Origin of the sequence: Pararhizobium antarcticum (assembly GCF_001885585.1) — a bacterium.
Lineage (GTDB): Bacteria > Pseudomonadota > Alphaproteobacteria > Rhizobiales > Rhizobiaceae > Pararhizobium > Pararhizobium antarcticum.
On record NZ_LSRP01000082.1, the window covers coordinates 20985 to 46711 of the forward strand.

At 57.9% G+C, this 25727-nt stretch carries 43 protein-coding genes and 1 tRNA gene; 17 read left to right on the forward strand and 27 right to left on the reverse strand.

Annotated elements, in window-relative coordinates:
• Entirely contained in the window at positions 1 to 132 is a 132-nt protein-coding gene (locus AX760_RS27970; protein ID WP_280950770.1) for a hypothetical protein, read from the forward strand.
• Here AX760_RS27970 and AX760_RS11125 read toward each other — a convergent pair.
• From AX760_RS11125 to AX760_RS11250, 26 genes are all read right to left on the reverse strand, one after another.
• Positions 110 to 556 (reverse strand): hypothetical protein, encoded by a 447-nt coding sequence (locus tag AX760_RS11125; protein WP_071832954.1) that lies wholly within the window; start codon positions 554 to 556, stop codon positions 110 to 112. The genes AX760_RS27970 and AX760_RS11125 overlap by 23 nt on opposite strands.
• Complete coding sequence (locus AX760_RS11130; RefSeq protein WP_071832955.1) at positions 556 to 1605, reverse strand: head morphogenesis protein; 1050 nt, start codon at positions 1603 to 1605, stop codon at positions 556 to 558. The genes AX760_RS11125 and AX760_RS11130 overlap by 1 nt, the downstream gene beginning before the upstream one ends.
• Positions 1602 to 1964, reverse strand: coding sequence for a hypothetical protein (locus AX760_RS11135; protein ID WP_071832956.1), 363 nt, complete (start codon positions 1962 to 1964; stop codon positions 1602 to 1604). The genes AX760_RS11130 and AX760_RS11135 overlap by 4 nt, the downstream gene beginning before the upstream one ends.
• Entirely contained in the window at positions 1964 to 2458 is a 495-nt protein-coding gene (locus AX760_RS11140) for a DnaT-like ssDNA-binding protein (RefSeq protein ID WP_071832957.1), read from the reverse strand. Before AX760_RS11140 ends, AX760_RS11135 begins: the two co-directional genes overlap by 1 nt.
• Positions 2458 to 2718, reverse strand: coding sequence for a spike base protein, RCAP_Rcc01079 family (locus tag AX760_RS11145; RefSeq protein ID WP_071832958.1), 261 nt, complete (start codon positions 2716 to 2718; stop codon positions 2458 to 2460). The genes AX760_RS11140 and AX760_RS11145 overlap by 1 nt, the downstream gene beginning before the upstream one ends.
• A 55-nt stretch (positions 2719 to 2773) precedes the next feature.
• Positions 2774 to 3166, reverse strand: a complete 393-nt coding sequence (locus AX760_RS11150) for a DUF1090 domain-containing protein (RefSeq protein ID WP_071832959.1) — start codon at positions 3164 to 3166, stop codon at positions 2774 to 2776.
• Between the two features lie 3 nt (positions 3167 to 3169).
• Positions 3170 to 4123, reverse strand: a complete 954-nt coding sequence (locus AX760_RS11155) for a DUF2184 domain-containing protein (protein ID WP_071832960.1) — start codon at positions 4121 to 4123, stop codon at positions 3170 to 3172.
• Positions 4124 to 4137: 14 nt separating this feature from the next.
• A complete protein-coding gene (locus AX760_RS11160; RefSeq protein ID WP_071832961.1) occupies positions 4138 to 4575 on the reverse strand; it encodes a structural cement protein Gp24 in 438 nt (145 codons plus the stop codon).
• Positions 4575 to 5717: a DUF2213 domain-containing protein gene (locus tag AX760_RS11165; protein ID WP_071832962.1), complete on the reverse strand. Its 1143-nt coding sequence runs from the start codon at positions 5715 to 5717 to the stop codon at positions 4575 to 4577. The genes AX760_RS11160 and AX760_RS11165 overlap by 1 nt, the downstream gene beginning before the upstream one ends.
• A gap of 2 nt (positions 5718 to 5719) precedes the next feature.
• Entirely contained in the window at positions 5720 to 7567 is a 1848-nt protein-coding gene (locus AX760_RS11170) for an anti-CBASS protein Acb1 family protein (protein ID WP_071832963.1), read from the reverse strand.
• Positions 7564 to 9006 carry a PBSX family phage terminase large subunit gene (locus AX760_RS11175; RefSeq protein ID WP_083531155.1) on the reverse strand — a complete coding sequence of 481 codons (1443 nt, stop codon included), beginning with the start codon at positions 9004 to 9006 and terminating at the stop codon, positions 7564 to 7566. Before AX760_RS11175 ends, AX760_RS11170 begins: the two co-directional genes overlap by 4 nt.
• Positions 8970 to 9584 carry a terminase small subunit gene (locus tag AX760_RS11180; protein ID WP_071832964.1) on the reverse strand — a complete coding sequence of 205 codons (615 nt, stop codon included), beginning with the start codon at positions 9582 to 9584 and terminating at the stop codon, positions 8970 to 8972. The genes AX760_RS11175 and AX760_RS11180 overlap by 37 nt, the downstream gene beginning before the upstream one ends.
• Positions 9572 to 9751, reverse strand: a complete 180-nt coding sequence (locus AX760_RS11185) for a hypothetical protein (protein WP_071832965.1) — start codon at positions 9749 to 9751, stop codon at positions 9572 to 9574. The genes AX760_RS11180 and AX760_RS11185 overlap by 13 nt, the downstream gene beginning before the upstream one ends.
• 135 nt (positions 9752 to 9886) lie before the next feature.
• A tRNA-Met gene (locus AX760_RS11190) sits at positions 9887 to 9964 on the reverse strand.
• A gap of 133 nt (positions 9965 to 10097) precedes the next feature.
• Positions 10098 to 10688 (reverse strand): transcription termination/antitermination protein NusG, encoded by a 591-nt coding sequence (nusG, locus tag AX760_RS11195; RefSeq protein ID WP_071832966.1) that lies wholly within the window; start codon positions 10686 to 10688, stop codon positions 10098 to 10100.
• A gap of 66 nt (positions 10689 to 10754) precedes the next feature.
• Positions 10755 to 11252, reverse strand: coding sequence for a helix-turn-helix domain-containing protein (locus AX760_RS11200; protein ID WP_071832967.1), 498 nt, complete (start codon positions 11250 to 11252; stop codon positions 10755 to 10757).
• A 126-nt stretch (positions 11253 to 11378) separates the two neighbouring features.
• Complete coding sequence (locus AX760_RS11205; RefSeq protein WP_139276482.1) at positions 11379 to 12035, reverse strand: hypothetical protein; 657 nt, start codon at positions 12033 to 12035, stop codon at positions 11379 to 11381.
• Positions 11968 to 12822 carry a YdaU family protein gene (locus tag AX760_RS27675; RefSeq protein WP_245294991.1) on the reverse strand — a complete coding sequence of 285 codons (855 nt, stop codon included), beginning with the start codon at positions 12820 to 12822 and terminating at the stop codon, positions 11968 to 11970. Before AX760_RS27675 ends, AX760_RS11205 begins: the two co-directional genes overlap by 68 nt.
• Positions 12819 to 13190, reverse strand: a complete 372-nt coding sequence (locus AX760_RS11215) for a DUF1064 domain-containing protein (protein WP_071833000.1) — start codon at positions 13188 to 13190, stop codon at positions 12819 to 12821. Before AX760_RS11215 ends, AX760_RS27675 begins: the two co-directional genes overlap by 4 nt.
• A complete protein-coding gene (locus AX760_RS27445) occupies positions 13190 to 13729 on the reverse strand; it encodes a DNA cytosine methyltransferase (protein ID WP_210187376.1) in 540 nt (179 codons plus the stop codon). Before AX760_RS27445 ends, AX760_RS11215 begins: the two co-directional genes overlap by 1 nt.
• 115 nt (positions 13730 to 13844) lie before the next feature.
• Positions 13845 to 14198, reverse strand: a complete 354-nt coding sequence (locus AX760_RS11225) for a hypothetical protein (protein ID WP_071832969.1) — start codon at positions 14196 to 14198, stop codon at positions 13845 to 13847.
• Between the two features lie 178 nt (positions 14199 to 14376).
• The gene (locus tag AX760_RS11230) at positions 14377 to 14571 is read right to left on the reverse strand and encodes a hypothetical protein (protein WP_071832970.1); all 195 of its coding nucleotides are present in this window, start codon (positions 14569 to 14571) and stop codon (positions 14377 to 14379) included.
• Entirely contained in the window at positions 14564 to 14773 is a 210-nt protein-coding gene (locus AX760_RS11235; protein ID WP_071832971.1) for a hypothetical protein, read from the reverse strand. The genes AX760_RS11230 and AX760_RS11235 overlap by 8 nt, the downstream gene beginning before the upstream one ends.
• Positions 14770 to 15093 (reverse strand): hypothetical protein, encoded by a 324-nt coding sequence (locus AX760_RS11240; RefSeq protein WP_071832972.1) that lies wholly within the window; start codon positions 15091 to 15093, stop codon positions 14770 to 14772. Before AX760_RS11240 ends, AX760_RS11235 begins: the two co-directional genes overlap by 4 nt.
• Positions 15093 to 16085 (reverse strand): DUF2312 domain-containing protein, encoded by a 993-nt coding sequence (locus tag AX760_RS11245; protein ID WP_071832973.1) that lies wholly within the window; start codon positions 16083 to 16085, stop codon positions 15093 to 15095. The genes AX760_RS11240 and AX760_RS11245 overlap by 1 nt, the downstream gene beginning before the upstream one ends.
• Entirely contained in the window at positions 16082 to 16318 is a 237-nt protein-coding gene (locus AX760_RS11250; protein ID WP_071832974.1) for a transcriptional regulator, read from the reverse strand. Before AX760_RS11250 ends, AX760_RS11245 begins: the two co-directional genes overlap by 4 nt.
• A gap of 84 nt (positions 16319 to 16402) precedes the next feature.
• Between AX760_RS11250 and AX760_RS11255 the strand changes: the two genes are divergently transcribed.
• From AX760_RS11255 to AX760_RS11275, 5 genes are all read left to right on the forward strand, one after another.
• Positions 16403 to 17002 (forward strand): XRE family transcriptional regulator, encoded by a 600-nt coding sequence (locus tag AX760_RS11255; protein WP_071832975.1) that lies wholly within the window; start codon positions 16403 to 16405, stop codon positions 17000 to 17002.
• Positions 17003 to 17248: 246 nt separating this feature from the next.
• Positions 17249 to 17503, forward strand: a complete 255-nt coding sequence (locus AX760_RS27180) for a hypothetical protein (RefSeq protein ID WP_071832976.1) — start codon at positions 17249 to 17251, stop codon at positions 17501 to 17503.
• Positions 17454 to 17954, forward strand: a complete 501-nt coding sequence (locus AX760_RS26275) for a DUF2335 domain-containing protein (protein ID WP_175552048.1) — start codon at positions 17454 to 17456, stop codon at positions 17952 to 17954. Before AX760_RS27180 ends, AX760_RS26275 begins: the two co-directional genes overlap by 50 nt.
• A gap of 76 nt (positions 17955 to 18030) precedes the next feature.
• Positions 18031 to 18246: a hypothetical protein gene (locus AX760_RS11270; RefSeq protein WP_139276484.1), complete on the forward strand. Its 216-nt coding sequence runs from the start codon at positions 18031 to 18033 to the stop codon at positions 18244 to 18246.
• A gap of 2 nt (positions 18247 to 18248) precedes the next feature.
• Positions 18249 to 18743, forward strand: coding sequence for an ImmA/IrrE family metallo-endopeptidase (locus tag AX760_RS11275; protein WP_071832979.1), 495 nt, complete (start codon positions 18249 to 18251; stop codon positions 18741 to 18743).
• Between the two features lie 200 nt (positions 18744 to 18943).
• Here AX760_RS11275 and AX760_RS11280 read toward each other — a convergent pair whose 3' ends face one another.
• Positions 18944 to 19342, reverse strand: a complete 399-nt coding sequence (locus tag AX760_RS11280) for a hypothetical protein (RefSeq protein ID WP_071832980.1) — start codon at positions 19340 to 19342, stop codon at positions 18944 to 18946.
• 169 nt (positions 19343 to 19511) lie between these two features.
• Here AX760_RS11280 and AX760_RS11285 point away from each other — a divergent pair, with 169 nt between their 5' ends.
• The 11 genes from AX760_RS11285 (at position 19512) to AX760_RS11315 (ending at position 25726) form a co-directional block, all read left to right on the forward strand.
• Positions 19512 to 19904: a hypothetical protein gene (locus tag AX760_RS11285; protein ID WP_071832981.1), complete on the forward strand. Its 393-nt coding sequence runs from the start codon at positions 19512 to 19514 to the stop codon at positions 19902 to 19904.
• 30 nt (positions 19905 to 19934) lie between these two features.
• Positions 19935 to 20294 carry a hypothetical protein gene (locus AX760_RS11290; protein ID WP_071832982.1) on the forward strand — a complete coding sequence of 120 codons (360 nt, stop codon included), beginning with the start codon at positions 19935 to 19937 and terminating at the stop codon, positions 20292 to 20294.
• A 27-nt stretch (positions 20295 to 20321) separates the two neighbouring features.
• The gene (locus tag AX760_RS11295) at positions 20322 to 21581 is read left to right on the forward strand and encodes a DUF7666 domain-containing protein (protein WP_210187377.1); all 1260 of its coding nucleotides are present in this window, start codon (positions 20322 to 20324) and stop codon (positions 21579 to 21581) included.
• Positions 21578 to 21718 carry a hypothetical protein gene (locus AX760_RS27185; protein WP_175552049.1) on the forward strand — a complete coding sequence of 47 codons (141 nt, stop codon included), beginning with the start codon at positions 21578 to 21580 and terminating at the stop codon, positions 21716 to 21718. Before AX760_RS11295 ends, AX760_RS27185 begins: the two co-directional genes overlap by 4 nt.
• A 7-nt stretch (positions 21719 to 21725) precedes the next feature.
• Positions 21726 to 21848 (forward strand): hypothetical protein, encoded by a 123-nt coding sequence (locus tag AX760_RS27975; RefSeq protein WP_280950771.1) that lies wholly within the window; start codon positions 21726 to 21728, stop codon positions 21846 to 21848.
• Between the two features lie 631 nt (positions 21849 to 22479).
• Complete coding sequence (locus tag AX760_RS11300) at positions 22480 to 23088, forward strand: DUF6745 domain-containing protein (protein ID WP_071832983.1); 609 nt, start codon at positions 22480 to 22482, stop codon at positions 23086 to 23088.
• A gap of 13 nt (positions 23089 to 23101) precedes the next feature.
• A complete protein-coding gene (locus AX760_RS11305; RefSeq protein ID WP_139276486.1) occupies positions 23102 to 23458 on the forward strand; it encodes a hypothetical protein in 357 nt (118 codons plus the stop codon).
• A 189-nt stretch (positions 23459 to 23647) separates the two neighbouring features.
• A complete protein-coding gene (locus AX760_RS27190) occupies positions 23648 to 23797 on the forward strand; it encodes a hypothetical protein (protein WP_175552050.1) in 150 nt (49 codons plus the stop codon).
• A 53-nt stretch (positions 23798 to 23850) separates the two neighbouring features.
• On the forward strand, positions 23851 to 24018 hold the full coding sequence (locus AX760_RS27195) for a hypothetical protein (RefSeq protein WP_175552051.1): 168 nt from the start codon (positions 23851 to 23853) through the stop codon (positions 24016 to 24018).
• Complete coding sequence (locus AX760_RS11310; RefSeq protein WP_071832985.1) at positions 24018 to 24980, forward strand: PD-(D/E)XK nuclease family protein; 963 nt, start codon at positions 24018 to 24020, stop codon at positions 24978 to 24980. Before AX760_RS27195 ends, AX760_RS11310 begins: the two co-directional genes overlap by 1 nt.
• The gene (locus AX760_RS11315; RefSeq protein WP_071832986.1) at positions 24980 to 25726 is read left to right on the forward strand and encodes a Rad52/Rad22 family DNA repair protein; all 747 of its coding nucleotides are present in this window, start codon (positions 24980 to 24982) and stop codon (positions 25724 to 25726) included. The genes AX760_RS11310 and AX760_RS11315 overlap by 1 nt, the downstream gene beginning before the upstream one ends.
• Position 25727 lies beyond the last annotated feature (1 nt).

Sequence of the window (25727 nt, forward strand, 5' to 3'; positions counted from 1 at the left end):
ATGCTGGCCAAGGAAGTGGGCGCCACAGAATTCGGCAACAACACGCTCAAGGCGGCTCGCCTGTCGCTCTTCACATTCCAGATGACGCTGATGATGAAGATGGAAGCGCCTACAGACCAAACGCCTTTTTAACCTTCTCCGCATTCCGACTGACGTGAACATCCCAATTCTGCACAGCGGAACGGACGAAGCCCGCCGGCGCCCGCCCATTGGCGCCATACTCCTGGTGGCCCGCATAAGCAGCGGTGTAACCGAAGAATAGATCGTCTTCCAAAGACGCCCCTAGAATGACCGCTTCGACTGGCCCAAAATCGAAACTGTAAACCTGCCCATCGACTGGCCTCGCATTTGGGTTGATGCTCGGCATCGCGGTGGTGGATGCCATCAGCGATCCCCACAGAAAACCAGTGTCGTACGGAAGGAGTCCACCATCTCTCTTAATCGTCTGCATTTCCCTGACGACGTCTTGAGCACTCAAGTTGCGAACGGCCTCGATCGCCTCTGGCACCTTTTCCGCAAACCCAGACACAGATGCTGCAAAAGAGAGCTTTGCCATCAGGCTGCGCGGGCTCGATAGCGGCGAAGGCCAGCGGCAAGGTAGTCAATTTCGTATCTCATGCGGCACCTGCAGCCGATTTTATGTCGGGCTGGAACGCCAGGGGCATGTGGGTACATCAGAAGTGTTCCATCATTTGCAATGAATGGCTGATCAAGACCAACACCCTCTGCCCTGTACCGCGCCGCCATTTCTATGTGCTGCATCCGTGGATGCTCGGACCCGGAATGGTCCCAGTGCTTCGTCACCTCCTGGGCCGTGATCTTGCCCGCCACGATCTGTTGTCGGATGGCATTGTCGCGCACCGAAAACAGAGCCGTGCGGGTTTCCTCAAGGCCTATCGTCTCGGCACGGAGCAACAAATTCTTGTCCGAGAGGCGCATGACGATCTTTCGAACCATGTCCGTATCTACCGGCTTGCCCTCGCGGATGGCCTTCGCCACGGTTCGATCGAACCGTTTGTCTCGGGTCTTGAGCTCCAGATACTTGCGCATGGCTTCAGGATCGCCGGAGAGAAGGCTTTCCTTCGCCCGGGCTATGAATTCCACCTGCCGGCTTGTCAGGCCGATGTAGCCGCCTTCCCGCTTGCCTGTGATGCGGTTGATCCTGCCGACGACATCAAGCGCGGTCTTTGTTGGATTCTGCCCCTTGGACAACCCGTCCTCAAAACTGAACCTCAACGATTGGCGCTGATCCTCAGTGATGTTCGTCACCAGCGTGGCCGACTGCTCGCGGATCAGGCGCTCAGCCTCAAGATTGCGGACGCCAAACTGAAACAGCACACGAGTCCCGTCCGGCGCGATCAGAGACGGAAGGCTATTAACCATATTGATTCCGCCAGCGTTGAAGGCTTCCCTAAGTGAAAGCTCCAGTGCGGCAAATGCCTCCGGCTCGATTTGAACGGCTGCAACGGCGCCAGCAATATCGCCGCGCTCCAGCCGCTCCACGATTGTTTTGACAACGATCGAAGACTTGATCGCCTCGATTGCTTCTCGAAAAGCCGCAGCCACCTTGGGCCCATACTGATCAAGAAGTTCATCAAGGGTCATGCAATCCGTCCCTGTATGATGAAAACCACATTGGTTGCGCCGTCAAAATTGTTCGGGTCCGCGGCAACGATGTGATACTGCACGCCTCCGGCCGAAACCAGGTCACCGGCTTCAGGCTCGATGCCCAGGCCGACCGACGAAATGTAAATCTCACGGTCTGCCGTGGTGATCGTCGTCCCATTGATGTAGCGGGCATCATACGTCAACGGCACCAGCGTGGCCGGGTAAGCGGTTTCCACCGGATCGCCGCCCAGCACCGGATCGGGAGGGGCCAGCCGGGTCACGGTGCCAACTTGGCCGAACTTGGCGATAAGCCGCTGTGCAGTGGCCTGCATGCGGGCATAGATCGGGTTTGCCATCAGATACACAGGATCGCGGGGATCACCGGGATAAGGAACAGCCAGAGCAGCCCCTCGATCGTGGTGACGACTGGTGTTGCCATCGCGACCATATCGGCAATCGAAGTGGACGAGCTCGAACTGTATTCCACCTCGATTTGCCCGATCTTCTCGCGCTTGACTGTCGAGGATCCGGTGACGACCGGCGACAGGCTGTAAGGGTTGGTCAATTCGAGAAAGGCGGCTTCATACGAGGCATTGATGATCGCCACGGGGATTTCGCCAGATGGTATCGCCTCGCCATAATAGGTGGATGCCCCTGTCCTGCCCCATGCGCGTTCCTGCTGATACCCGCCGGTGCGATTGCCTGAGAAGAACCGTTCGTATCGATCAACGAACATCGATCCGCGCTGGCGAGCGGCCGTGACCTGAGGCTGCGTATAGCCGTCTGGCAATGTGTAGCCGGCGGCAGCCGCATAGGCTTCAAAGGCCGCGTTGTCGCCATAGCCAGCCATCAGATGTAGACCTCGAGCAGTGTTGCAGTCGTGCCTGTGGCGTGAATTCGCAACGCAGGCGTCAAAATCGTTTCACCGGCCGCGATATAGCTGTTGCGCAAGACGCCACTGTTGGCGACGAAGCGGATTGTGCCGCCGGCGCCATCACCACGGCAACGGATAGCGCGGCCGGCCACGGGAAGATCGACGCTATCGCTCGGTGTTACTGGCACAAGGTCGCTGCCGACGTTCGTGCCGCGGTTCAATGGATTATCGGGCATCGCTCACCTCAATCGTGGGGGACGAGCCCGGCAGCTTCCCGCCGGGCTTTATCGATCACGCCAGCTTGGCGTCGATCAGTTCCTTGAGCTTCAGGTTCGGAATATTTCCGGCGTGATCGATGCCGAGTTCCTTCGCCTGCTTCTTGAGGTCGTCACGGTCGAGGCCATCGCCCTTCAGCTTTGCCAGTTCTGCATCGCGTTCGGCGATCTGCTTCTTGAGGTCTTCGATCTCAGCGGTTGCATCAGTTGCCGCGTTCTGCAGCGTCGGCGCAGCAGAAGCTGCGTCGGTCACATAGTCGCCTCCGATGGAAAACCATCCGGTCGCCTCAATATGCGGTTTTTCGCGCAACAGCACATCGACCTCTACTGTCTGACCAGGCTCGATCAGCACCGGACCGGAAACGGTATTCACGCCGCGCGGTCCTTTCTGGGTGTTGGTAATCTTCATGGTTTAAATCCCATCCAAGTAGCGAACGGCCTTCGGACGGCGGATATCGACGCCGCCGATACGGAAGATGCCGGGGACATCGAAGCGCATCGGGCCGGTCTGCCAAGCAGGCATGAACCGGAAGGGCATTGGGATGTGCATCTTCAGCACTTCCGGCGAACGGCGATAGGCAACCATGCGCTTGCTGCTGGACGCGCCCGCCGTGTCGAGATAGCCGAATATGCCTCGGATCGTCAGTGCGCCGCCGGTCGTGCGGGTGTAGATGTTGTTCCGTTCGATCCATTCGAGAATGGTTGTCTGATTGACAGCATCGATCCGGCGCGTGGAGAGATCCAGCAGTACCGAATATGGAAGCAGCAGCGTATCCGCGATTTCAGCGCCGAACGTTCCGGTGAAGATTCCGGTCAGCTGGCCGTTGATATCGCGAAGCACCTGATCGGGTGTCTTGCTGGCAAAGGTCGTTGCCGAGCCCGTGCCGTCTGCCGGAGCGGTGGTTGCAGTCGGGGTGGACGAGTTGACCAGTCCGGTGAAGCCCTTGGCGGTATCGCCGGCGAAGGCAACAGCGTCGATCTTCTCTTCCGCAACACGACGGGCCATGGATGCCTTGTCGGCAGTCAGGTTCATGCCGAGCAGCTGGGCAGTGCCCAATTCCTCAAGATTATACCCGTAGCCGATCGCAGCCATGCTGACGCCGGTTTCGAACTTCTCGCGGGTCAGTTCGACCTTCGGCACATCCTGCGCGTTGCCGTTGAACCACTGCGCCTGGCCGACGCCGTCCATGGAGAAGTAGGTGACGGACTGAATCCACTCCGGCGCCGAAGTATCGACAGGGATCAGGGACTGATACTGAATATCCTGATACCGGATCGCATAGACCGTGGGCTCGATGAGCGAGGCCTGACGGATAAGGAAACTCATCGCGACCTGCTGAGCGTCCTGCATGTTGATTGCGTTCATGATGATCGCTCCTGTTAGCCGAGGCGCAGCGCAGCGAGACCGGCAGCAGATGTGCTGGTATCCCACTGAGCGCCTGCGATGAGGGTGTTGCTGGTCGAGACGTTCGTGAGAACGCCGGTGGCCGGCACGTAGTAGACGAGGTCACCAACGGCGACCGCGACCGATGCAGTGACAACGATGACGCCCTTCTTCATCAGGGCGACGTTCGAATACTGCTCGTACTTGCCGGTCGGCTGCGTCGTGTCGAGCACGGCGATGCCGGTGAATTTGACCGTGGCTTCAGAATCCACGACCTGGTTGTCAGCGGTGCCCTGCACGCCGACCTTGCCGAAGCCGATGCCCTCTACGTCTTCCGCAACGCGGGTGACGATGACATTCGGCTCCATGTTGAGAACCATGCCCTCAACCCAGCGGGCGTGAGTGGCAGCGTAAGTGCTCTGGATCGTCGGCATTATGCGGCTCCTTTCGTCTGCCAGGCCGACGTCATATGGTCGGTCATGGCCTTGTGTGCGGCGTCGGATGTGCTTGCATCATTGGTCGGCTTGATGCCGTCCTTGACGAGAGCGGCGAACGGATCGGGTGCGCCCTTGGCAGCGTCATCGACCAACAGGTCAAAGCGGACATCGATATAGGCGTCTGCCTTGCCAGCGACGGCCGCGTCACCGATCTTGGCGATGACCACAGCTTTGCGAATGCCGGCATCCGTCAGACCCTCGGTCTTCACGTCTTTGGCGATGGTCTTGGCGACCGCGATCAGGTCGGCGCGAGCCTGCACCTTCTTGTCGAGATCGGCATCGGACAGAACCTTGGACTTGGTGGCGTCCAGTTCGGCGTCCTTCTTGGCTAGTTCGGCGTCCTTGGCGGCAATAGCCGTCTGGTGAGCCGTCTCGGTGGCGGTGAGCTTTGCGACTGCATCGGCGAGCCGGGTCTGCAGCGTGGTGATGACGATGGCACCCTGATCGGTTACTTCAACCGGGATTCCATCGACAGTTACCGTCTTCAGGGTCATGATCTTTTCCTTTTCGGGCTTGTGATCATTGGTGACGGGGGAAACCCCCCAACTTCCCGCACCGTCACCGATGCGAGCTTGTGAACCAGCCCGTGCTCGATCGACGAGCGCCAGGTGGTTGATCTTGATGTTCTTCTGCTGGGCATCGAAGGCCTGCCCATCGGCTGTCACGCCGGCAGTCCAGTCCAGTTCGCAGACATAGCCGGCCGACAGTTCGCGCTTGCCGCTCTCGACGCTCTGGATGGCCTTGGCATCCTTCAGGATCAGCGGGAGCATGACCCAATCGCCATCGCGCTTGGCAGCCGTGCTGACCTCGCCAACAGCAAGGGCTTTCCAGTTTTCGGCAGTGACGGATTCAGCCGGGTGATCGTTCGTCACCGGCGCATGCGTGAAGCTCTGCAGGCTGTCCTGTGCGAAGACCTGATCGGCGCCGCGGTAGACGCGGACAACGGACAAATCCTCGCGTCCGACTTCCTTGCCGGAATAAAGCTGGACGCCTGTGCGGACGGCCTTGGCTTCGGCAACGAGGTAGCCATCGGCGGTCCGGCGAGTGCCAGACACCGTTACAGCGTCAGTGAAGTTCATGATCATTCCTCGCTGATACCAGCTCGCCAGTCGGCGTCGATCTCTTCGAAACGTTCTGGACCCAACACGATCTCACCTTGATATGGCGATACGCCATCAAGGTCAGGGGCATCCGGGTCATATGAAATCGTGATGTGAGGGGTATATTCCTCATGGTCCCAGGTCGCGCCCTTGTCGACCATCTCATCATGACGCCAGCGCAGCATGTTCGAATTGAACAGCAGCACGCGGGCCTCGCCGAACTTCTCCATCAGCCGGGCGCCACCGCGTGGAACCTTGACCTCGTCATCCCAGGTCGAACCCATCTCCATCCAATCCACCGGCGCGCGGGAGAAGGTGATGGTGACGTGCATGTCGTCAGCCGGAAGCGTGGTGGCGAACCCCTGCCCCTTTGCCCATGCGATGATATCTGCAGCGTTCAGCACATCCCGGCGCACATAGAGCGTGCGGGGCGCGGCGTCGTTCGCAGCCTGCTTCAATGGTGGCACAACAGGCTGTTTCGCAATCTGTGTCGCCGCTGCGGCTGCCATCTCTGCCTCTGATGGCTCTTGCTCGCCGATCTCGCCGAACTCATCAACCGCGTCCTCAAGGCCCGGCAGAACACCATCCTCAACGAGGCGATTGACCAGCGCGCGAGATACGGCATCGCGAGCAATGATCTCCTGCCCGGTTCCCGACCCGACCAGTTGGCGCGCTGCATCGGCCGTGAGCTTGAAGATGTCGGCCCGTTCCTTCTCGCTCATCTGTTTCAGAGGGGCCCAAGTGAAATGCACCTCCGCCGGGCGCGTGCCGAGGGCTGACCTCAGCAAGCACTCATCCATCTTGTGCATCGCAGGCGTCATTTCGAGCTGCTGGATGGACTGGATGCGGTCGTGATAATTTGCGAGGTCTGACTCTCCTGTCGAATTCATACCGGCCGGCGACTGGCCCAGAAGGCGCGTGACCGGGATATCGGCCGCACCCGACACGATCTGCATGAAAGCCATGAGGATGTCCGTCAGGCCAGCGAGCGATGCACTCTTGGTCTCGTATTCCTCTTCCTTGTCGAGAAGCAGAGTGCCGTTGATGCCCTTCGACATATTGGCGAGAGTGTAGCGTTCGATGATATCCGCACGATATGTGGGGCTGCTAATCTGCTTCATAAAATCAGGGATGCGAATGATATCGATCTTCGCTTCGAACACGAGCGACGCGATGTTGCCAGCTGTGCTGTCGGCATTCTTGATGGCGTCGAGCGTGGCGGTCAGAACGCTATCGCCCCAGCCTTCCAGTGCTCCCATCATCATCAAGCTATCGGGCTGGCGAGCGCCGACGAAGACCACCAGCCGAGACGGATGGATTCGCACCATCTGCATGCTGCTGGAGCCAGTCACCTCGTAGTACGATGGCTTGCCGTGGTACTCGTTGGTTACGTCCTGTTCGATCGGGCCGGCGGTCATATCGCGGCGGGAAAGGACAGTCAGATACTTGAGCCCCGTCTTGCCCACACGATCCGGATTAAGCGGCAGTTCCGGGTTTGCATCGCCTGTGCCGATGAAAATGGCTGCTCCACCGAACAACCGAGCCTTGGTCAGAGCTTCCAGTATCTTGCCCTTGACGTTCAGCCGGTTCTCTTCCGCCTCGATCAGCTCGATCTCTGCGTTCTTCGCCTGCCAGTCGCGCCACTTGCGGCAACTGTCCAGCGCCGGGATGTCAACGATCTTGCGCGGCAGCCATGATCCACGATAGGCCGCGAGAGCCTGTTCGTCTGTCATAACCGGGTTGCTGTAGAAGACCGTCGATGCTTTATCCCTGCCTGTCCCTAGGCGGGAAACGAGACTCACAAGGCTGTCATTGATCATCGCGGTCATCTCAGGTTTTCCAGCGTGAATGTCGAGCCGGTGATATGCACATTATCCGCCGCGATCACCGCGTCAGCCAGGTTATGAGACTTGACGCCCAAGTCCTTTTTGAGCTTCACTTTCGGCACGACCCGCTTCTTGCCTTCAGTCTCGACCCACCACGGGACACAAAGCTCTGTGAAGAGCGCGTCGAGCTTCTCCTTGCCGATCGCCGACGAGAACGACAAAACGTCCTCCGGCCTGATCGGCTGCCCGCGCGTAACAGCACTGAATGTGAGCATCGCCCGGCGCGCAGTGTTGGCCCAGGACTGCGCCTTGAGGTTCAAATACTCGTCTTTGTTCAGTGGGCTGTTCTTGTTGAACGGGTCGCTCGGCTTGTCAGCGTCCATCACCGCGCCGCCCGCATGGAAAGCGTAGTGCTTGACCTTTGAGGTATTCACATCGTTCTGCTCATCAATGTAGCCACCGACGAACGCCCCAACACCGATCGTGTCATAGGATACCAGGGCGCCGATGTTCTTTGCCTTCGCCCAAACCCGCTTGGCGTTCTGGACAAGCTCATCCTTGCCGGACGCCCAGTCTTCGGCGTCAGTGAAGACGCCTTCGATCTTCTCGGCCGTGGCGCATTTGTCTTCGCCGTCGTCTGCCGGGTCGAACCCGATGACGTTGCGGCCCGTCAGTGCGATCTTGAGCGTCTTGTGGGCGTCAACGCAGGCGTCAAGCCAGCGGCGCTTGAAGATGGAAAGCTCGCTGTCTCCGAGAGGCACGCCGCCGTAGATGTGTTCAAACATCTCCGGATCGCGTTCCATCATCTGAGCGATGTCACGCAACGCCTTCTGCGATAGGAACGGGTTTTCCGTATAGTTGATGCGCCTGACGACGCAGTGTGATGGCACGTTGACGACGAAGTTGCGCCAAACATAGTCGGTGACGAGTTTCGGGTTGAACAGCAGGATAGCCAGGCTATCCTCTTTGCGGATCGTCGGTGCTATAACCAGCCATTGCTCTTCGGTGAGCTTTTCCGCCTCTTCCACCCAGAGGATGTCGATATCGGAAGTGCCCTTGATGTCTTCAAGGTTCCGCTCGATGCCATAGAATATGAACTCCGACCCGGTCGCCCGGTGGATGATCATGGTCTTCTGGACGTCGTAGGCGCCGGCCAGGCCGAGATGGTTGATGGCCCATTTCAGTTCGGTGTAGACCGATTCCTGAATGCGGTTCTGAAAGCGGCGGATGCACAATACCCGCATCTTGACGCCGGCATGATCGACAAGGCGGACCAACTGGCAAGCGGTGTCTCGTGTCTTCGAGCTAGACCGGCCACCATGCAGGACGGCGATGTCGAACTCGCCTAGAAATGCTTGTTCCCAAAACTCGAATAGTGCCGGGTTGGTGAGCGAGACGCCGGTTCTCAGTCCTTGGTCTCTTGCCGCAGCACCTCTCGCCATGTCCTCGTCTCTGTCTGGATCGGTGCGCCGCCTGGCCCGCTGTGTTCGTGCCGCTCGACGAACATGCCCAGGTGCTTGCCGATGTCGACCAGCGCGCCCTTCTTGTCATGAAGCTTGATCTTGATGCCACCGGTTGCGTTCTGGCTGATCTCGGCTATGGCGCCGGCCGTGTCGTCGTCGATCTCGTCGGAGGAAATCAGCGTGACGTTGTTGGTGACAACGTTCTTGATGACCAGAGTGTCGCCACCGTCGGGGTTGTCTTCCTCAGTCACCAACGTGCCCTGCCACTTGATAGCCTTGCGGATGTCGGCGAACCCGATCTTGGCAAGTTCTGCCAGGACGCGCTCTTTCGTGATGGCGAGCTTATCGATGGCCTTTTCGGTGGCTTTGCGCTCTAACGTTAGCTCCCATTCCAAAAGATGCGATACGCGATCTTGAATGTTTTGTTTCCGCTTTAAAGTGGTAGCGTTTCCCCTGTTTGCTTTAAATCCTGCCTGCGCATAAGCATCATCGGCGGTTTTGCCTTGTGCGAGCAACTGTGCAAACTTCTCGTGCCGGGCGTTTCTCAGGACTGGCATTTAGCTTTCCGCTGGCAATCGATCTCGACAAGCACGTTGTGCGGGGCAACGATCTCTGCCATGCGGAAGCAGGCGAACATCAAAGCCATCCGGAGTTTATAGCCACGCGGCACCCTGACCTTGATGGCAAGCGTAACTCTCGGAATTTCCATGGTCATTTCGGCCATTTTTCAATCTCCGATTGGTAAAAAGCCCGAATATCGGCCACTTAATCCTATTTAGCTGATCGGATTTCAACCTGTGGGATGCCTCAATCTCTACCCTCGTTTAGAGAATACAGAATGAGGCATGGGAGGATGGTCTGGTTGCGGAGGGTGGATTCGAACCACCGGCCTCATGGTTATGAGCCATGCGAGCTACCGGGCTGCTCCACCACGACAAACTGAAATTTTGGGTGCATTTTCCCATTGGGCGCGGGATGCTGCTGTCCCGCAGTGTGGCACCGGGACGTATCCCCGCCGCGCCAAATCAATGTCGCGAATTTAGCTGAACATACCAGAAACAGCAAGTGGATTACGCGGCGATTGTCGCGATATCCAGTGGAACTGAAATAGTGCCCGCGATGTCGAACTTTTTGATGAGCATCTGAAGGCGGGGATCGGTCTTCGCTGACTTTCGCAGCACCTGACGAGCAAGCCGCGACCGACGGTCAAATTCGACGTCGGCGTCGGCCTCGGCAGAGCGAACCTTCATGACGTCGAGGATGTCGATTGCCATTGGCCGACCATGCTGATCCTTGACGATGCCGGCAACGCCATTGGTGGCCTTGAGCAAGTCCCAATTGTGCGGGTCGCGGACAAAGACATATCCGACCATCAGCGCGAACCGGCGAACCTTCCACAGGTCAGTATGCTTGCGGTCGCGGATCAGACGCTTCTCTGCGGGCATGTAGCAATAGAAGCCGTTATCGGTCAGCGCTTTTTCGATCGCCGAGACGTTATGGTTGAGGTTTGGGACGATGCGATAGCCCTTTCCGCGTGATGGGCGTTCATCTGTGCCCGTGCGCTCAACGCGATATTCCCGGCGAGGTTTTTGAGCGCCTGGCACGGTCTGGACCGCATACCAGGCCATCTGCTTCCATTCTTCATGTGTTGATGCTGCCATGTTCCTGTCCTCGCTTGTTGATGAGCTGCCGCCGCGCTCAGTTTGCCGTTTTGGTCACTTGATCGACTATCTGGGCCTGATCCCTTTTGGCGAAACCGGCGTGTCGATTGCCGCGCGTTCAGCATCCGTCATCGCGTCGATCTTGCGATAGGAATGGAAAGCCGTCGTATGGTCCCTGCCGCCGAAAAGCCGACCGATCGAAGGAAACGACATTCCGAACATGCGCTTCAGTTCCCATACCAAAAGATGACGGCGGATGACTATTTCCACCATCCTCGTCTCACCAACCATCATCGAATACGGGATTCCGAAGCCATCACTGCGGCGCTTGATATGCCCAGATGGGGACTCAAACATCGCCCGGTCATATTTCCACGTCACACAATGTGCGTCGAAGCGAATGTCTTTTTGCTTCCACGCTGGAACCTGTGGAAGCATGTGACGGACATCGACCTTCCGATCCTCGGCTATCGGCTTTCGGACCGCAGGGGGCTTATTGAAGCGGGCCTGTCTGGCTATGTGCGCCTGGTGCTGGCGGATGAGTTCGGGATTGTGAGCGTTCATGGCTATCGACCTTTCGCGATGCGTGACTTTGCGATTTTCGAGACGAATGGCTCGGGAGACTTCCGCAGCGCGTCGAGCTGTGCCTGTGTGTCGGAAGCGATTCCAAGATGGCGATTGTCGTGGGGTTCAAGCTGCATGCTCTTGATCCGCCGTTTCGAATCCCTCGTTTGGAATTTCCGGCTCTTGCAGCGCGGGTCTGGATGGCGGCGCCCATATTTCACCGATCGCCCAAAGGAAAACCGAACCGGTCGGCAGACCCTTTTTCGCACGGTTGACCCAGCTTTCCTGAGACGGGCATTTTTCGACGAAATACCAGCCGACGCGCGATAGCTCGTCTGCCCTGATCGTTGCGCTGGTCACGATATCTTTCAGCGGAGCGTGCCTCCCTGCCATGGTCTTCATCTGGGCATTTTCGCGAACCATCCTTGCCCGCTCGGAGATGCGCCCCCGGTCTTCACGAAGGGATTGCGCCTCGGAATTAGCAATTGCCGCCATCTCCGAGGGGTTCGGCAAGAACGCCAGGTGCTTCGAATAGCCTCCGCGCTTCATCTTGAAGAACATCTTCCGAAGACCTTCGATTGGGGTTTCGGACAGGGCTTCCCGGTACAGGTCAATAGCGTCCGTTTCGCTCACGGCTATCGGGATCATCAGACCGGCATCGAGCAGACCGTTGATGCACTTCGCCACGTCGTCAGCGCCCGACGGTGACAGCTGTTCAGTGAGGGCGGTAATCTCGCTCTGGAAGGTCGATGATCGGTCCGGAAGTGTCTGCATTTTCATCACCGTAGATTTCGCTTTTGATTTTTTGGCGGATACGCTCGTGGCGCTGCATCGCCTCGCTTTTCGGCTTCTGGCCTGGACCCGGCGGCGGCTGCGCGCGGTGTTCCCAAGTGCCGGCGGCCTTGCGCTTGTCCATCGCGTCCTGAATGGCCGGGACGAAGTATTCCCAGGATCTGGCCGGGCGATTGAGCCGGGCCGCGACGGCGCGAATGGTCGGGAGGACGTCTAGGTCGATATCGGCTCCGATCCGGATGAGTTCCATCACCGGGCCGACGACGAAACCGCCATGCGGCTGCATCTTGTCGCCAGCCGCATCCCTCAGCTTGCTTTCGATGGCAGCCGGGTCGAGATCATGGCCCGCGCAGGATGCTGCTGCTTCGTCAGAAGCAGTAGCTATGTTGTCGGTTGAAGGTGGCACGCCCGTATCACTGCTTTTGCTATGCACATGCAGTGCATTTGCATCATGCTTGCTTTTGCCCTTCGAATACCTGCTTTCCGCAGCAGAGCGACGTTTCTCAATTATGTCGTCGGCCTTCGAAAGCTCGGCATCAATCCTCTTGTGCGTCCAGCCCGGGCCAAACAGCATGGCGATCACGTCGCGGCTTTCCTCCCACTGGTCGGCCGTCATGCGGGCCACGCGGGCGATCAACTTCTCATTCGCCGGGAGGTGCCCGTTCTGCCAATAGTGCATGATCAGCAGCATGTAGGCGCCGTGCTCGGTGGCCGTCAGGTGTCCGGTATCAGCGAGGTAGTCTGCGATGTGGAGTGGCATCCACGCACGGTTACTCATCGGATCACCTCGATATCAATGTGATACAGACCCTTGACCATCTTCACGGCTCTGCGAAATTCCCTCGTCTCAACGCCCTTGACGTCGATCACGCGGAATCGGTCTTCGGCTACATCCCAGTAAGCAAAATCCGCGGTATAATATCCGACAAACTCTGTGCCGGAGATCAGCGGGAACTTAGGCTGGCGAGCCAGGGCATAGATTTCGCCGCGCTTCATGCGAGCCTTGAGAAAAGCAAAGTGCCTGCCTTCGGCTTTGCTGTCCAAGCGCTCACCGTCAACTATCGTTGGCTTGGCGTTGAACTTATTCTTTCTGGCCTTTGGATCAGATGCGGCACGGTATTGCTCGGCTGACATGCGATCGGTCATCACGCGCCCATCCTGCATGCTTCCCTGATAACGCGGAGCCGGTCGCGGCTGACCCGGTTGTAGTTCTTCCGGTACTCGATATCCCGTTGACGCTTATCTTCAGTCTCTGCCGGGCGCTGATAATCGCACTCCCTGCTGTTCGTCATGGCGGCAATGAGATTGTAGGCCGTGCTTTCGGGTACTCCCATTGCCTCGGATATGGCGAGAGAGTTGCGACCGTGGATGGTTAATGCTTCTTCGAAGGTCATGCTGCCACCTCTTGCCCGTCGCGTTCGCGTGCCCGCCGCGCTGAACGGCTGACACGGGCAACTCGCGGTCCAGAGAGGCTCATCATCGGGCCAGTCAGCAAGTCGAGCTGCAACGGACCAGAGACCGCCACCTGCGAAGAAATGGCATTGCGTGTAGCCGATAAGGTCATCCGGGTTCACTTCCTTGATTGATCGTTCATCGACATCGCCAGGCGCGATCACGCCAGCGTCGATCATTGCCCGGAGGATGTGGGCTGCGGCCGGATCGATTTCGTTGTAATATGCCGCCATGCTCATTCGCCTCTTGCTGAAAAGAAATTCCAGACCATTCGCGGTCTGTAGTTGGCCCGGCGGGAGGATTGCCGGGCTAGTTCGGCGCCAGGAGGGGAGCGCCGAAGGACATCATTCACGTTTCGCTTTCCTCGCCAGCCACAATATTAGCCAGCCGCAGGATCGTCGGATTAACCGCCAGAGACTTCTCATGCGCGTATGCCTTCTCCACCCGTTCAGTTGCCTTGATGTACCCGGTGGCAATCGCCATGAAATTGGAAAGCAGCATGTCGTTTACGACGCGATTGCGCATGCGCAGCAGCACGGAAGCAGGTGTCCCATACTTGTTTTGAGCACGGGATGCGGCGGCCTCAATCGTGTCTCCGGGGCCGCGAAATTCCAGCCTGAGCATAAACTCAGCCATTCCTTTTGCCTCTCTGACGTACGCAACAGACATTTTGATTTCCCTGACAGAACTTTTGTCACCCATGACATCTCCTTTGGCTCAAATTGCTCTTGTTGAAGGAGCAGACGCATGACCAAAGGCATTCAAGAGGTGGACGACGTGACGGGCTTTCGAGAGCTTTTCCCGTCGTCCACGAGGCTCGCCGCTGCGGAACCCGTAAGCATTGGTGATCTTGCCGCCGTGATAGTTTCAGACGCCACCGTTAAGCGGACAGACGCGATGCCTGTTCAATGGGAAGCGGGGCGAATTCCTCGTCCAATTCCATTTGCATGGCGTCGTAATCGATGACCGGCTCTCTCTGCTTGTGCAGGGAGTAGCTCCGGACGAAGCCATGGACGGCCAATCCGATGAGCGCCGCGCAAGGAATGGCAGCCATGAGCCAGAAAAAATTAGACATTGGAGCCTCCCGGCTTCGAGAAGATGTGAGCGAGATCATGGGAGGCCGCTATCCTCGTGGCGCTGTCCCATTCGCTTGCAGGTCGATCGAGGGTGGGGCGCTGAACCGCCGCACGCTGATGCGTTCCGCCCTCGACGGCCATCTGTGCAACGGCGTCCATGACGCTTGCAGCGCGGCGCTCGTATCCCCGTTCGTCGATCATGCGGCCTTCCTCGCCTTGAATGGTTCCTTGCCTTCCGATGCCCTGATTTCATCAACCAGCGCGACGACCTTGGCCCAATTCATGACCTTGCCACGACCCTTCGCGCCAACGCGCTTGACGATGGTCATGTTGCGGACGATCGAAAGGGCATAGCCGTGGTCCAGCAGATATCCCTTGATGTGATCGTAGTGAGCGGTGACGCCCGGCTCGAACCGGCGCACAGATCCGCCCTTTGCTTCGAAAGCCTTGACCATTTCCGTCGTGTCGACCTTGACGACGGGACGGCGATCAGACGGAGTGAATTGGAACGATGAAATCATCAGGCGTCTTCCTTTTCGCGTTCAGCCGGTGCGCTTGCGCAATCGCGGCAATGTTGACGGCCCGCGCCGCCGCACGTCTCTTGACCAGGCCGCTTGCAATTCGGGCGAAGAACCAGGGCGTTCGTGATTCGCATTTCGTCGGGGGATGGCTTGGGAATGGGTGCCGGGCTTTCACCGGCTTCAGCATGGGTCAGGGGAGCGCCTTCCGATCTAGCCGGGATTGCCTCGCGCACCTTTTCCGCTTCCCCACTTCTCGCTGCAAAAGAGCTTTTCGTGGAGCGGTCCATTTCGGCACTCTCGCCGCCCGTCACGTCCTTTACGTGGACGTTGTCGCCGGTTTCCTCCGCATTGGTCGGCGCTGCAGCAACAGGAAAGCCGCCCACCGTCTCGTCTGCCGTTTCCGGCTGATTGTCGGGGAGACTGGACGCATAACCTTCAGCCTCCCCGGTTGCTGCGTCGTGGGAGGAGGAGACGACTGCAGCAGTCACCGACGCGGGAGGAGTTGCGTCGGATGGGGTATCGAGTGGGCCATTGCCGAACTTGCGGGCAACGGCGTCGGCCATCGCCACAGTCGAAGCGTGACCTTCTTCGGAGATCAGGCCAAGAGCCAGAGCTTCGGCAGACAGCGCCTTTGTATCGTCCATGGCTTCGGACGAGCGGGCACGGCGGCGGGCGTCTCGGTCAACAAACTCACCCGTGATTGGGTCAAATTCTTCAATGATTTCTCGTGCGGGTGCATGCACGAGATTTGTGCCGTGGATTGCATCCCAATACGTATCGAATACGATGTCCTGCTCTTCGCGCTCGGCATCGTCCAGCTTGCGCTTCTGCACGACTTTCTTGATCGCCTTCACGTCGAAGCCGTTGGCGCGCGCTTCTTTGTAGATTTCGGACTTGTCGGCGTTCAGGTCAGCAATTTCGGCTTCGAGCCGTTCCACTCTCTGAACAATCGCCTTGAGCTGGTCGCGGGCAACGGGTAAGGCTTCGGTCATGCGGATGCCCTCTCTGCCGGAGCAGAGCCAAAGAAGTCTGGCCGAAGATCATGGCGGGAAACCTTCCCGCCAGTTGCCCTTTCAAAATCAACCGCCTTTTCGACGCTGATCTGCTTCGCATCGGAAAGAAGCCACGAGATGTACTGCTGCGAGCAGCCGACCGCCTGCGCCAACTTTACCTGCGATCCGTGGACCTCAATGGCCCGTTCAATATGGAAGCGAAACTGTGTCATACAAGCAAACTAGTAAAACCACAGCAGCCTGTCAACTAGTTTCCTTGTGTGCATCGAAACTAGCTTACTGGTAAAATTCAACTCATGTCGTCAATCGCTGAAAACCTCAAAAGACTCAGGAAGCTACGCGGGTTCTCTCAGGCCACGCTTGCGGAGAAGTCTGGCGTGAGCCAACAGCTCATCTCCCAACTCGAAAACGGCAAGAACCAGAAGACGACCGAATTGCCGGCGCTTGCATCTGCCCTAGGCGCAAGCGCCCATGAGATCGACGAGGATTTCACCCCGGACCTGGAAGGTGTGCCGACGGCTGTTGTGCCGGTACTGTCTTGGATCAGCGCCGGGGCGATGCTACGCGATGATTTGAGCGACGAGGCGAAAGGGGCAATTCGTGTCGCCTCTTTGCCGCCAACCGGGGACTGGATAGCGCTCCAGGTCGTCGGGGACTCCATGGACAGAATATCTCCGCCTGAATCCACGATCATAGTTGATCGTCGGGACAAGCGCCTGGTGACAAACGCCTGCTACGTCATCGCGGATGACGACGGGAACGCGACCTATAAGCGATATCGCGCCGGGCCGGTTCGTTTCGAGCCGGTATCGACAAACCCTGCGCACGAACCGCTTTTCCCGGACAATGACCCGATCATCATCGGCCGCGTTCGTCGATCAATCCTTGAGATGTGAGGCTTGCGTGGCCGTTCGAAGGCCGTCCGATGTGGGAAAGCCTCTTGCCGGAGGTGGACGCAGTGCTTGAGCCGCTGTCGGCGGAGGAATGGAACCGAGTGAAAATGGAGGGACTGCAACATTGACCGGATAGTTTGCCTAATTTCTAGGCGTGAAGCTGGTGCCAAGCTGGACATGGCTCAATTATTAACTAAAGTTCACAATTTTTGTATTGAAAGCATTCGAACTCGCGCTAACATAAAACTCATGGAAAAGAAACTGGTGAAAGATATGAACATGTCACTAAGCAAGTCCTTTAGAAAGGGCTTCTTGGGCGGTATCCTGTCGCCCGGGAATCTCTTCTTAAGCCCCAAGATCCAGCGCCCTGCTCAGTACGATGGCAGTGTTGCGAGAGCCTGGCGGCAGGTTGGTGTTGCGTTGTCGGATGCTACCCGAAAAGAAGGGGAAAGCATTGGCAAAACATCCCGAAACAAAAAGCGGCGTTCAAATATCGCCGCCTAAGCCTAAATCAGCGCCTCTGAAAAAAGACGCTGATATTGCCGACGAGATTGAACGGCAAATCGGCCCCCTTGTATCTCAGCAGCAGCGCGAGCAGATTGTCAGCCGCATAGTCGGGGTTATGCAAAGCGAGCAGTTCTCGGGGCCGATCGCTCATCCTAAGCATTTACGGGCATACGAAGAAATTCTGCCCGGAGCCGCCGAACGCATAATGACGATGGCCGAAAATCAGCAAAATCATAATACCGACATGGAAAAGAAGATAGTTGCGGCTCAGATTTCAGACCAGAAGCGAGGGATGAGATATGGTCTGGTCGCGTTGACCTTAGTCATCTGCCTTGCCGCATATGCTGGCATGAATGGGAACAACACGCTTGCGGGTATGTTGGTCGGCGCTGGAGTTGCAGGCGTGGTCGGCGCCTTTGTAAAAGGTCGATACGATACTTCGGCCTAAAGCTTTCCCAATCTCGGGCCATTGCAGTCAATTGCAAACCCCGCCCTCACCCGGCGAGGTTTCTCATGGTATAGTGTTGGCGCTGACAGCTGTTTGCGGTTTCTGGATGATCCGCAATGCCGCTATCCGGTCCGCTGGCGATACGGCAACGGCGTGGATTGAGGAAAAGGGTCGATCTCTTTTTGCGGAGGCAATTTCTGTCAAACAGGGCACAAATCAGCCTCGGTTTGGCGTTTCTGACGTGGAAGAAAACAAGGCGATAGATGAAGCCAAAGAAATCGGAGGCATGTAAACATGGACATGAGAGAGAAGCTTCAGATAGTTGGCCTCTATATGTCTATGCACGAGACCCCACCGATCAACGTCGTTGGGCTAGCTAACCGGCTTGGAATCAAGGTTTATGAGGCGGACTGGCCTTCAACTATCTCCGGGAAAATCCAGAAAGACCGTGAAAAGGGCGGCCATAGCGGCTTTGCGATCTTCGTGAATAAGTCGCATTCCAGGAATCGAAGAAGGTTCACGATTGCGCACGAGGTAGCACATTTCGTTCTACACGAAGACCTGATTGGTGATGGGGTGTTTGACGATGCTCTGTACCGTAGCGGTTTGCCCAATAAAATTGAACAGCAGGCAAACGGTTTGGCTGCTGACATTTTGATGCCATACCAAATAGTGCAGGCCAATCTGGACATGTCCATTGATGCTCTGGCCGATATGTTTGATGTATCGACTGCCGCTATTACTGCCCGGTTGAGTACCGTGTCTAGCGCTGGCAGCTTCGTATCGTGAATCCGATCCCTATTTAGGAATATCGAAAAAAACCCATATCCAGCCCCGCCCTCACCCGGCGAGGTTTCTCATGCCGCGAAACAGCGCAACCCAACAAAATCAAACTCCCGGCATGCCCGCGAACGCGCCGCCCGCGCCCTATGCCGTTTCAACAATGTGCCGGAAGACACGAAGTTCGAAGGATGTCTGATGTGGGAAAGCTACCTGCCAGAGGTGGATGCAGCAACTAACATTGCAGGCGCTGGAAAAAGGACTCCAGAGCTTGCCGGATATAATTCCGTGGCTTCTAAAATCATCTTCCCTTTCATGATGGCGACGTATTCGAACTTGGCATAGCCAGCAGTTCCCAGGCCGTTCGAAAACTTCACGACTATCGGCGCTTTATCCCCTAGCACGCTGCCATGCAGGATTCGACCGATGTCGATCGACAGACGCCAAAGCACCTTGCCACCATCCAGTTCAGCCCACATCTCGTCGTAGATGATGTTTTCACCGATATCCGGTTCGACTATATGACCGCCGCCTGTGTAGCGCTGGGCATCGTCAACGCCGTCTGACGCCCACGCATTGAAGCCGTCTTTGCTTCCATATCCGGTCATTCAAATCACCATCTTTCTATGCCTGAAAGCCCCGCCGTCACCCGGCGGGGCTTTTCGTTTGTAGCATGGCGATTCGAACCGATCAAAATAAATACTAGTTTCCTTGTTGACAGCCTTACTAGTTTCCTTGTAGTCTCTTCTCAACAAACCGCTTCACGGAGTTGAGAACATGGAAAGCAAGGAAATCAGCAAGGGACTTTCGGAACTGGTCACGGCGATGCTCGGGAAGGGCCTCGCTCGTCCCGACGCAAGCATTGTATGGCCGGCAAATTCCGACCTGACCATCCTGCTGTCGCAGGCAAGACCCGGCAACAACTATGCCGAAGACACATTTCACTACGCCAAGGGCAAGACCATCGCTGTGGCTTTCGAGAGCGCAAGGGATTGCGTCGATAATCTCCCCTCTCCGGAGAAAGCCCGCATGCAGCGGTTCATGAAGTCCCTTGCCGGGACAATCGAAACCGGACGCGAGTGTGGCATCGAAGTCGAGTTCCTGACCCCGCTTCAAGAAACGATGAAGACGCTTTCCAACAACATTCTGACCGATCAGCGCGCCGCTTAAATCGCCGCGATCTTCACGGAGTTGAGACAGATGACCTCCCTCGAAATCGAACTTCCCTTTGACGAACTCATGACTCCGAGCTTCGGCGTCGGCATGCTGCTCTATGGCACAGCCTATCTCCAGGATGCTGGCGACGGCGATTTCTTCGTCCAGTCCGTCAAGCTCGACGGCGGCCCATGGATCAGGCCTGTCCGTGAAGGCGGCACTCTCGAAGCCAAGCTGTACCAGGAAATTGCGGCAGTCCTTTATGACAAAAGCACCCATGAAGGCCGCAAGGCTGCGGAAGAATGGGCTATGGCGCTTGCTGATAGCCGGTTGCCCGATCCTGACCGCGCTTACGACGAGCGTCGGGACGCATGCATTCACGCCCACTTCGCAGCATCAGAATAATCAACCAATCCAACGAGGGACAAGACCATGGTCAAGAAGCCAAAGCAGAAAGATGCAGTGAAGGAAGCGGATCAGGTTGTTGTAGCGATCAAAGGCTTCGACAAAGGCCTGTCGTGCCGTGGATTTCAGTTTGAGGTCGGCAAGACCTTCAAGCATGAAGGCAAGGTAGAGGTATGCAATTCTGGCTTTCACGCAATCGAAGGCCATCCGCTCGAAGTTTTGAATTATTACGCCCCCGGTCTTTCGGTCTTTCACGAGGTGGAGTTGTCCGGCCCACTGTCCCGCTCTTCGGAAGACAGCAAGATTGCATCTGCTGAAATTACCATCAAGGCCGAACTGAAAATTCCAGAACTCGTTTCCCGCGCTGTCAAATGGGTCATGGATCGTGCCACCTGTGATCAGGGCGCTGCATCTGCCACCGGCAACCGGGGGGCCGCATCTGCCCCCGGCTATCAGGGCGCTGCATCTGCCACCGGCTATCAGGGCGCTGCATCTGCCCCCGGCAATCAGGGCGCTGCATCTGCCACCGGCAACCGGGGGGCCGCATCTGCCACCGGTTATCGGGGCGTTGCGTCTGCCACCGGCACTCAGGGCGCAGCATCTGCCACCGGCTTTCGGGGCGCTGCATCTGCCACCGGCAACCGGGGGGCCGCATCTGCCACCGGTAATCAGGGGGCCGCATCTGCCACCGGCGATCAGGGCGCTGCATCTGCCACCGGTAATCATGGGGCCGCATCTGCCACCGGCGATCGGGGCGTTGCATCTGCCACCGGCGATCGTGGCGTTGCGTCTGCCACCGGTGATCAGGGCGCCGCATCTGCCACCGGCTATCAGGGCGTTGCATCTGCCACCGGTGATCAGGGGGCCGCATCTGCCACCGGCAGTCGGGGCGTTGCAACTGCCACCGGTGATCAGGGGGCCGCATCTGCCGCCGGCACTCAGGGCGCTGCATTTGCCGCCGGCAACCGGGGGGCCGCATCTGCCACCGGTTATCGGGGGGCAGCAACTGCCACCGGCAATCAGGGGGCCGCATCTGCCACCGGCGATTGGGGCGCTGCATCTGCCACTGGCGAGCGGGGCGTTGCATCTGCCGTTGGCTATCGGGGCGCAGCGATGGCTTCTGGTCGCGCCGGTCGAGCTTCCGGCGCGGATGGCAACGCTATCTTCCTCGCAGAGCGCAATGATGATTACGAGATCATTGCCGTATGGGCAGGGATTGTGGGCAAGGACGGTATCGAGCCTGACGTGTTTTACACACTGAAGGGCGGGAAGCCGGTTCTCGCATGACCCGCCCCGACCCCGCGATCCGCACGATCATCCAAATTTTCCCGCCGTCGGAAGTCTCTCCGGCCCCCAACCAGTGGCTGCGTATCGCTGCCACGATCTTCTTTGCGATCGCCGTCGGCATCGCAGTTCAGCTTTGAGGACATCATGAGCACCGAAGTATCAACAGACCTGATCATCAAGCTGCCGGCCACTATGACTGCCGCGACCTTCACCCCGCATGCCGCCGAACTGAGCGGCTTCCGTAAACCCAGAAAGGAAAAACAATGACCATCATCAGAACGCCCACAAAGGCGCACGGCGGCATAACTGCTGAAGAAAAAGCCCGAATGGAAGAACACGCAAAGCTGTGGATCGGACGCGCGATGCGAACCGACCCGATCGAGCCGGAAAAGATCATCCCGGCAATGGAGGGACTCTATGCCGTGGCGGGCTTGAAGAAACCGCGGGTAATTATTGTCCCATCGCCACTTGTCATGGCTTTCGCCTACGGCGCCTCCGCCGCTATCTGGCACGGACGTAAGACCAGCGCGGCGACCTACGCGGCGACCCGCGGCGCCACGCGGCGACCTACGCGGCGACCAGCGCGGCGACCTACGCGGCGACCAACGCGGCGACCTACGCGGCGACCAACGCGGCGACCGACGCGGCGACCTACGCGGCGACCAGCGCGGCGACCTACGCGGCGACCGACGCGGCGACCGACGCGGCGACCAACGCGGCGACCTACGCGGCGACCTACGCGGCGACCGACGCGGCGACCTACGCGGCGACCGACGCGGCGACCTACGCGGCGACCAGCGACCGTGAGCGTATCGAAGCGGATGCCTGCCGTGAACTTGGTGGTGCACTTGGTATCGAATGCGCAAAACGCTGGTACAGCAGCTACCAAGGCGGCAACATGTGGGCCGGCTACGACTGCTATCTGACAGCCTGCCGTGACATCCTCGGCCTGGAGCTCGTCAGCCACGCCGGATACGCGCATTGGGAGCAGGCCGCGATCCACGGCGGCTTCCGCGTCATGCACGAAGAATTTTTCCTCGTCTCCGATTTCCCTGAGACTCTGAAAGTTGACGATCAGAATCGCCCACACTGCGAGACTGGGCCATCGCATCGGTGGCGGGATGGCTGGAGCCTGTACCACTGGCACGGCGTGCAAATCCCTTCGGAGTGGGTTGAAGACAAGTCTTCACTTTCCGCAAGAACCGCACTGACCTGGGAAAACATCGAGCAACGCCGATGCGCCCTCGAAATCGTCGGCTGGCACAATGTCTTGCGCGAGTTGAATGCAAAGGTCGTTGACGAGCACCCCGATCCGCTGTGCGGCGCCCTTGTGGAAGTTCAACTTCCGGATTTGGACCGCAAAAGCAGGTTCATCCACGCGCAGTGCGGCACGAAAAGAGAATTTGCAATCGGCGTACCGCCGGATGTGAAGACGGTCGTTGAGGCCCAAGCATGGCTCACCGGCCTTCCCGTAGAAAACTTCCAATTTCCCACCGTCAGAACCTGAAAGGATGACGATTATGCGCATTATTGAAACTCTTGGAGCTCAGGGCGAAATCCGCATGTTCCGCGTTGATGAGATCCCCGGAAACGCCGTTCCCATGAAGAAGGAAAACGGCCATTTCATCATCGGCCATTCCGAAACGGGACATCACCACGTTCTCGAAGCGGAGCGAGTGCAGGTTTTCCAGCAGCCGGACGCTCCGCAGGGCATGACGATTCTCTTCGGCATTCTCGAAAGCCCTGGTTCGCTCACACATCTGCGCGGCCACGACACTCATGCTCCGCATGCCTTCGAACCCGGCGACAAGATCATGTTCCGCACCGACCGCGAATACGACCCCTATGCCGAGCTGGCCCGGCGCGTGGCCGACTAATCCGATCCCTTTCGGCGTCCGCCTTCGGGCGGATTTCAAAATGGATATCTGAAGGAAGAACGAAGATGGCAGAATTCACCGACGCACACCGCTGTGCCGGCATCGCTGATGAGCAGGCCATGCTGATCGTCATCGCTTTGGTCAAAGGCACCATCCCCAACGTCACCCTGAAATATTGAGGAGCAGGACATGAACGAGAACGCACTTGCACGACACGAAGACGCTCAGATCATCCACGTCTTCCCGCCGGCGGAAGTCTCCCCTTCTCCCAACCAGTGGCTGCAAATCGCTGTCGTGATCGTGTTTGCGATCTTCGTCGGCATCGCAGTTCAGATTTGAGGATCGATATGAGCGTTGAGACATACCGACGTCACGCCGTTTGGTGCCGTTCCATGGCTGATGAATATCGCCGGGATGCGCCTTTGATGAATGAGCCGACACGAAGCGGATGGCTGACGCGTGCGGATGATCTCGATGAGAAAGCCGACTGGTACGAGAAGCAGGCGGATAGCCTGGAACGTTGCCTGCACCCCAATATCAAAAACAAGGAAGCCGCGTGATGAATGCCTTTGAACGCTTTAACATCAAAAGCCTTTCCCCCACGATGATCGCTCAATGGGATGCCGCGCCGGCAACCCTCATTCTGCGCCGTCTGTACGGTGTGAAGGGTAAGGCTAACGCCAAAATGTGGCGCGGCGATGCGGTCGAAGCCGGTTTGAATTTTTGGCTGCACAACCGCCATCGTGAAGACGCCATGGCAAACGCCAAGACATTGGCCGTCGAAACATTCTGGCAGCGCGCAGCAGGTGAAACGTCGGAAGAAATCGACGATGTTCTCAAGGGCGTTCCCGGCATGGTGGAGCAAGCCGTGATTGCTATCAGCACCATGCCATCCAACGTCATGGGCACACAGTTCGGCGTCGAGGCCTTTCTTGATGACGTTGACGTGCCGCTTTTCGGTAAGGTTGATTTCCTTTTCGAAGATAAGTCGATCGTGGAATTGAAGACCACAACACGATGCCCATCGAAGATCGAAAGTGTATCAATCTCGCATCGCTGGCAGGCGGCATTTTACGCCAGAGCGCGCGGCGTTCCCGTGAAACTGACCTACGTCACGGACAAGAAGAACATCGCCTTTGAAATCCAGCCCGACGACGTTTCGCTTGTCACGATGCGCCGCGCTGCTCTCAGCCTGCAGAAGGCCCTTTCCGGAACGGATGACGGCGAATCCCTTTTGCGTTCGCTCTCTCTGAATGTCGAGAGCTTCTATTGGGACGAGGAGGTCATGCAAGCCTACGAGGATGCGATCGAAGGCAGGCTTAAACTGCTCGTCGGTCCTGGCACGGAAAACCTCGCTGCTCAAGGATATGTGACCTTTGGCAAGCACTCCGGCAAGCACATCTCCGAGCTTCCAGACGGATACCTCACCTGGCTCCTGAACCCCAAGCTTTCTGACGGAACCGTGTTTGACGTTCCGAAGGAACTTCAGATCGCGATTGCCGACATGAAGGAGGCCGCGTGATGCCAACTACCGAGGATATCAAGCTACTGTTTGCAGAGTTCCGGCGCGATGCCATCAACTGGCGTGCACAGTCTCTGACAAGAGAGGGCGATAAGGCGCTTGCTCTCGCCTACATCGATGCCCGCGATGTTATGGACCGGCTTGACGAGGTTTGCGGAGCTGAGAATTGGCAGGACCGCTACGAGTTCCACGGCGCCCGAACGATTTGCTACCTGTCCATTCGTGTTGATGGCGAATGGGTCACGAAGGCCGATGGTGCCGGCGACAGCGATGTCGAGGCCGAAAAGGGCGCGATCTCCGACGCCTTGAAGCGCGCCGCCGTGAAGTGGGGCATTGGCCGCTACCTCTATGCTATCCCTGCCCCATGGGTTCCGTGCCAGTCCATCGACTACAAGGGCAAGAAGCAATGGAAAAAGTGGAACGACGACCCGTGGAAACACGTTCGGGGCGCTCATCCTCAAAAGGCAGCAGACAAAACTACGACCCCAGCGAAACAGACCGCCGCTGATCAAAAGTCCCTGTCCGATCTGATTTCGTCGATGCGCGAAAACAAGACCACCGCCGAACTTAAGTCGTGGTGGATCGATGCCGATTGCAAGGCGGCGCGGGCGAAGCTTTCTGACGGTCAATACAAAACGCTGAAAGCAGATTTCGGTGTTTACGGCGCTTCCCTGGCTGAAAACCGTTTCCCCGGGGACATTCCAATGACGGATGCCGAAGCATCTCGTCACCCGCTGAATTCGTGAG